Source organism: Okeania sp. SIO2F4 (genome assembly GCF_010672385.1).
Lineage (GTDB): Bacteria > Cyanobacteriota > Cyanobacteriia > Cyanobacteriales > Microcoleaceae > Trichodesmium.
In genome coordinates this window covers 1-6,050 of sequence record NZ_JAAHGT010000271.1, presented here as the reverse complement: position 1 = coordinate 6,050, position 6,050 = coordinate 1, and the positions used below count along the sequence as shown (strand labels likewise).

General features: G+C 30.9%; 5 protein-coding genes. 1 reads left to right on the top strand and 4 read right to left on the bottom strand.

Translation table 11 applies throughout. The features are described from left to right. Positions 1-415: 415 nt before the first annotated feature. Positions 416-1,432, bottom strand: a complete 1,017-nt coding sequence (locus F6K22_RS17960; protein ID WP_293100575.1) for an SPL family radical SAM protein — start codon at positions 1,430-1,432, stop codon at positions 416-418. A gap of 577 nt (positions 1,433-2,009) precedes the next feature. Between F6K22_RS17960 and F6K22_RS17955 the strand changes: the two genes are divergently transcribed. Continuing rightward, a complete protein-coding gene (locus tag F6K22_RS17955; protein ID WP_293100573.1) occupies positions 2,010-2,483 on the top strand; it encodes a Crp/Fnr family transcriptional regulator in 474 nt (157 codons plus the stop codon). A 234-nt stretch (positions 2,484-2,717) separates the two neighbouring features. Here F6K22_RS17955 and F6K22_RS17950 read toward each other — a convergent pair whose 3' ends face one another. From F6K22_RS17950 to F6K22_RS17940, 3 genes are all read right to left on the bottom strand, one after another. Beyond that, positions 2,718-3,050 carry a DUF4870 domain-containing protein gene (locus F6K22_RS17950; RefSeq protein WP_293100570.1) on the bottom strand — a complete coding sequence of 111 codons (333 nt, stop codon included), beginning with the start codon at positions 3,048-3,050 and terminating at the stop codon, positions 2,718-2,720. Positions 3,051-3,291: 241 nt separating this feature from the next. Further along, positions 3,292-3,636 carry a DUF4870 domain-containing protein gene (locus F6K22_RS17945; RefSeq protein WP_363273822.1) on the bottom strand — a complete coding sequence of 115 codons (345 nt, stop codon included), beginning with the start codon at positions 3,634-3,636 and terminating at the stop codon, positions 3,292-3,294. A gap of 340 nt (positions 3,637-3,976) precedes the next feature. Next, positions 3,977-6,019, bottom strand: coding sequence for a PAS domain-containing sensor histidine kinase (locus F6K22_RS17940; protein WP_363273826.1), 2,043 nt, complete (start codon positions 6,017-6,019; stop codon positions 3,977-3,979). Between the last annotated feature and the right edge of the window lie 31 nt (positions 6,020-6,050).

Below are 6,050 nucleotides of genomic sequence, written 5' to 3'. Positions count from 1 at the left end.
TTTACCCTTGATTAAATTGGTAATTTATCTGTCAAAATCATTTTCCGATGCCGGAAACTTCAGGAGAATTTTCCATGACTTTGAGTCTGTAATTTGCCAGAGAATTATTTCATTGTTTTATGGCAAACCAAAATTTAAAATAACGCCAGAAATTTGTAATTTGATTATTCATCAGTAAATCTTCCCGAAAATTATTTGATTTCTCAATCACTGAATATTTGTATTAACCTATCTGGGAAGCTTTGAGAATTTTACCCTTGATTAAATTGGTAATTTATCTGTCAAAATCATTTTCCGATGCCGGAAACTTCAGGAGAATTTTCCATGACTTTGAGTCTGCAATTTGCCAGAGAATTATTTCATTGTTTTATGGCAAACCAAAAATTAGAGAAAACGTCATAAATTTATCATTTAATTATTCATAAGTAAATCCTGCTTGACCTTCCTTAACTTCTACATCAGTCAGTATTTCTACCAACTTATCTTTGAATTGTTGATAATTTTCAGCTTCGTTATTGTACCACCATTCGTATTTTTTTTTCATATCTATAGCTGCATCACGAGTACTAGCTACTAGCGATCGCTTATGACTAGGGTGAAAATCTTGAATAACAACTCTATCTACAAAATTTAACTGTCTAATAAAACTTTCTTGTTCTTCTGACAAAGTCGGCAATAAAGGAGTAATAGTAATAGAAAGCTTAGGCAAATAACCAGTTAAATCATTAATTTTAGTCTTGATTTTTTTCATAGCATTAAGTCTAGCTCTAATACTAGGTGTTTGAGGCTCAAAATCCTTTCTTACTACCTCACTACCCGTCGGAATGCTCATATTAATTCGGAGATTTTTAAACCGTTGTAAAATATCAATATCTCTCGTTATCATCGGACTACGAGTTTGAATAACTAAAATTGGTTTATATTCCAACATTACTTCTAATAATCTCCTAGTTAATAGAGTTTTAGACTCTATCGGTTGATAAGGATCTGTCACACTACTCATATAAATAGTAGGCAACTTATCATAATTTTTCTTCCGCCATCTCATCAACTCCTTCTCTAAAACTTCCGCAGCATTTTCCTTAATCAAAACCCATTTTCCCCACTCATCCCGCATTTTTTCATTAGGACTAAAAGCAGCAGCATAACAATAGGTACAACCATATTGACAACCCCGATAAGGATTCAAAGTAAAGTCATAAGCTTTAATAAAACCAGTAGCTTTATTTAATATTGATTTGGCATTTTGTCCGTAAACATCAGCACTACCAAATTTTTCACTAACCACTAACAACTGATTAGTATCTACTGTGTACTCTTCGTCTTTAAATTGCATTTTAATCTTCTCAATAAACTGACAAATTAATGAAGTTTTTTTACCAGAAACTAAAGGATAGTTCAGGTTAAGAAAATACCCAGTTATACCAGCCATGATAAATATTTGCTACATATCGGGAATCCTTATTATAAGGTAAGCATTTCCTGCGGAATGCTGTGCAAATAGCTATTAGCTATTAATTCATTCCCTGTAGAGCAGGAATTAGTATTGAGAGATTTAAAAATAATTAAAAGTATTGGAAAAAAACTGACAACTGATAACTACTAAGCAGCAATATCTATCCTTATTTCCTAATTTAGTTTTGTTTAGCCCATGTTATTAGTAAAATTATTTTACAAATAATCAGGGTAATTAAAATAGTTTAATCATATTTCTCTTTGATTAAAAAGGGATTTTCGAGCCAATAAATGATATTTAAACTATTTATTCTGACTCCTGACTCCTGTCTGCTAACTCAATAGCGGTAACCTAAATATCTGTAGCAAAAATTTATAAAATTGGTATCAGATATAAATTATTTTTTGTCAAAGCTAGTGAGATGGTGTAAGCTGAAGAAGTTCAGTTAGTTATTTATCAAATTTTACCTGAAATATTATTAACCATTAAAATTTGCTCAATCAAAGGTGATTATTAAATTTTTTTATTCGTCAAGGATAAGGGTGTAAATATTATGCTTACAAGTGTAGAGCGTCTTTTATTTATTAGAGCTGTGCCAATTTTTAGAGAATTAAGAGATGATTTTCTAGTGCGTTTAGCTTCTGTGATGGATGAACTATCTTTCCCTAGTAACCATACAATTTTTACTGAAGGGAAAGAGGGAAGGTCTCTTTATATCGTAGTATCTGGTAGAGTTAAAGTTCATTTAGAAGACCGTGAGTTGGCAAGGTTACAACAAGGAGCTTGTTTTGGTGAAATGTCTTTGTTTGATGCCGAACCTCGTTCTGCTTCTGTCACTACTTTAGAAAATTGTGAGTGTTTAATGTTAACTCAAATGCAACTTTATGATGCAATTGATGAAACACCAGAAATTGCAATTAATATTATTCGTTTATTGTCTCGTCGTATTCGTGAACTTAATCAAAAGCTTAATGCTAGAGAAAATAGTACTTCTTCTGATAGTAGTAGAATACCTGAACTGCGTTAGAAATATGGGAACATATCAGCAAATTGGTTTTGCACCAGACAAAACCAATATTGCTTAATCTTAATACTAATTCACTTTAAAGATGTCAAAAATAATTTCCTAAAATTACTGCAACGTAAAAGTTTTAAGCTTATAAAATCTTAATGCATGACTTTTGACTTTCCCCCTAAGGAGGGTTGATTTTGAAATTCTGTGAAACGGTATTAGTTAGGAGATTAGCTAAAAAAAATTTCACTAGAGTAAACGAAAAATAAATGGATAACTGTAGGGTTGATTGGGATTATTCATCACATTGAGAATAGCAATAATTGGCATGACAAAATTAACAATTGCTAACAAAACTAATAAAGGAAAGCCAATTAGCAGCGAGATTAATATACCAAATATAATACCGTAAATATAAATGTTAATATGAAAGTTGAGAGATTCTTTAGCGTTATTCTTAACAACAGAGTCATCAGTTATAAATAAAATAGCTATTGGTATGCCTATAGAGAGAATAGTTACACTCAAGAAAATCGCTCCATGACATAAAGCTGAGAGAATTTTTCTTTTGTCAGTATCCATGAAATTTTCCTCCTGATTCAAACTAGATATCTGTATTTCCTACTTACACGATAATAAGTATAGCTGATTAATTTAATAATTTCTGAAATTGAGTTATTTATTAAGTCTAATTATGGCTCTGTTATTTGGTTTGTGTTTTCCCCCATAGGAATTTGAATGATTAATTGAGTTTCTTCTCTAAGACTAATATTATTTGTCATAATTTACATTGAGTAGAATCTAAACTAGAAAAAAATTGTAACTATAGTAGACGAAAAATAAATGGATAACGGTAAGGTTTGTTGGGATTACTCTTAACATTAAGAATGGCAATTATTGCCATCACAACAGTAACAATTACTAACAAAACTAATAAAGGAATTCCCAAAGGAAACAAGGCAAATAAAGGAAGAGCGCTGAAAGGAAATATCCAGCCAAACCAGATTAATATACCAAATATAAAAGCATAAATATAAATGTTAATATGAAAGTTGAGAGATTCTTTAGCATTATCCTTAAAAATTGAATCATCAGTTAGAAGTATAATAACTATTGGTATGATTATAGATACAATATTAGTTGTACAAAAAAAATCGCTCCATGACATAAAGCTGAGAGAATTTTTCTTTGATCAGTATCCATTAAATGTTCCTCCTGATTCAAAGTAAATATTTGCATTTCCCACCTGCACGGCAAGAAGTATAGTTCAATAATTAATAATTAACAATTAATAATTAATAATTGTTAATTATTCAAACAGATAGCATTGGTTAAAAGGAAAATTTTTTATTCTCAAGGGGAGATTAGATATGGCTAGGTTGGTAGTGCATCCCATCCTAGGTCAAGCTCCGAATATCTACCGCTTTTTATCCCATATAGGAGAGGCTTTAAAACTTAGTTTTTCGGTCAATAATTGAGTAGTTATGAAATTTAGTTATTAAGTCTAATTATAGTTCTGTTATTTGTTTTATTATCTGGCGGATAGGAATTTCAATAATAAATTTAGTTCCTTGTCCTGCTATAGAAGTACAATCTAATCTACCTTGATGTTTTTCAACAATAATTTGATAACTAATAGATAATCCTAGACCAGTGCCACTACCTATAGGTTTAGTGGTAAAGAATGGGTCAAATATTTTGTTACGAACTGTTTCTGTCATACCCATACCATTATCAGCAATTATAATTCTAACTTCTTGAGATGATATAACTTTTGTACTAATTGTAATAGTAGGTAAATTTTCCGGAATATCTGAATTTTGATTTATTCCAGTGGAATTGAATTTTTGACTTCGTTTTTCTGCTAAAGCGTCAATAGCATTAGAAATAATGTTCATAAATACTTGATTTATCTGACTAACATAACACTCCACTTTCGGTAAGTCGTCATAATCTTTAATTATTTGAATTGCTTTTTCCTGTAGCTTATGTTTGAGTTTATTTTGTAAAATGAGGAGAGTGCTTTCTATTCCTTCATGGATATCTACAGATTTTACCTCAGATTCATCTAAACGAGAGAAGTTTCGTAAAGATAGAACTATCTCAGCAATGCGGTTAGCTCCCACCTTGATAGAATTTAAAATTTTCGGTAAATCTTCAATCAAGAAATCTAATTCTATGGCTTCTATTTCTTCTTGAATAACTGTAGGTGGGTCAGGATAATTTTGCTGATAGAGATGAATTAAACTGAGTAAGTCTTCAGTATATTGACTAACATGAATAATATTACCAAAAATAAAGTTAATTGGATTATTAATTTCATGAGCAATACCAGCAACCATTTGTCCTAAAGAAGACATTTTTTCGGTTTGAATAAGCTGTGCTTGAGCTTGTTGAAGTTTCTTCAAAGCGTCAGATAATTCTTGAGCTTGTGCTCTAGCTTGAAAAGCAACTTCACGACTTTGATTATATAATTCAGCTTGATCTATAGCGATCGCTAATTGATCTGTTACTCCCTTTAAAAGTTTTACTTCACTATCATCCCAGGTACGAACAGAGGTATGATGGGTGCAAACTAAAACTCCTATTTTGCCGGACTGAGTTTGAATTGGTATAGACACAAAAGAAATTATACCCAAAGCAACCATAAAATGTTGCATTTTTCTGTCATCAACCAGACTAATATCATCAATCCGAATAATTTCTAGTTGCAAAAATCTTAAAGCCCAAGAGCCTACTTGTTCTATGGTATATTTACCAAGTAAGCTAGGAAAATTTTCTCCTTTTGACTCATTGACAACTTCCCAACTATCTAGATAATTATTATTAGTTTCATCTAGATTTGTACTACCAGCAAAACGATGCCAAATAAAATGACAACGATCTATTTTTAAGATAGTACGAACTTGATGGACTGTAGTATTTAAAATTGTATCAAGATCGAGAGAATTACGAATTTGATTTGCCAAATGATTAAGTAATTCTTCATGGCAAGCAATTTGTCGAAATTTAGCTTCTGATTCTTGAAGTTTTTGTTCAGCTTGCTTACTTTCTGTAATATCTAACCCTAAAGATATTAAACCAATAACTTCATTATCATCATCTTTAATTTTGACTTTAATTAGTTTTAAATTATGCTGTTTAGTATCAATAAATGTAAAAGTTTCTTCGGAGTGACATGGTAAATTATTTTCCCAGCAATTCGCATCAGATTTATGAAGATTTGCCGCTTCTTTTTCTGGAAAAAGTTGATGATATTGTTCGACTTCCAAAAATCTTGACTCAGGAATACCAAGATTTTCACATAATGTGTTATTAACAAACTGAACTTTGCCATTAACGTCAGTCATTAAAATCCAAATAGGAGCATTATCAAGAATTGCTCTCAAAGTTTTTTGTTGCTGGTCTAATTTTTGCTGTGCTTCAATACGTTCAGTAATATCTTCATAACTGCCAAGAATACCAATTATTTCACCATCTTGATTATGAATAGGAACTTTACTTGTTTGTAACCATCTTTGCTGACCATGATTAGTTAATTGAGGTTCAATTATTGGTATATAGGGCTATTAGATTGGATGA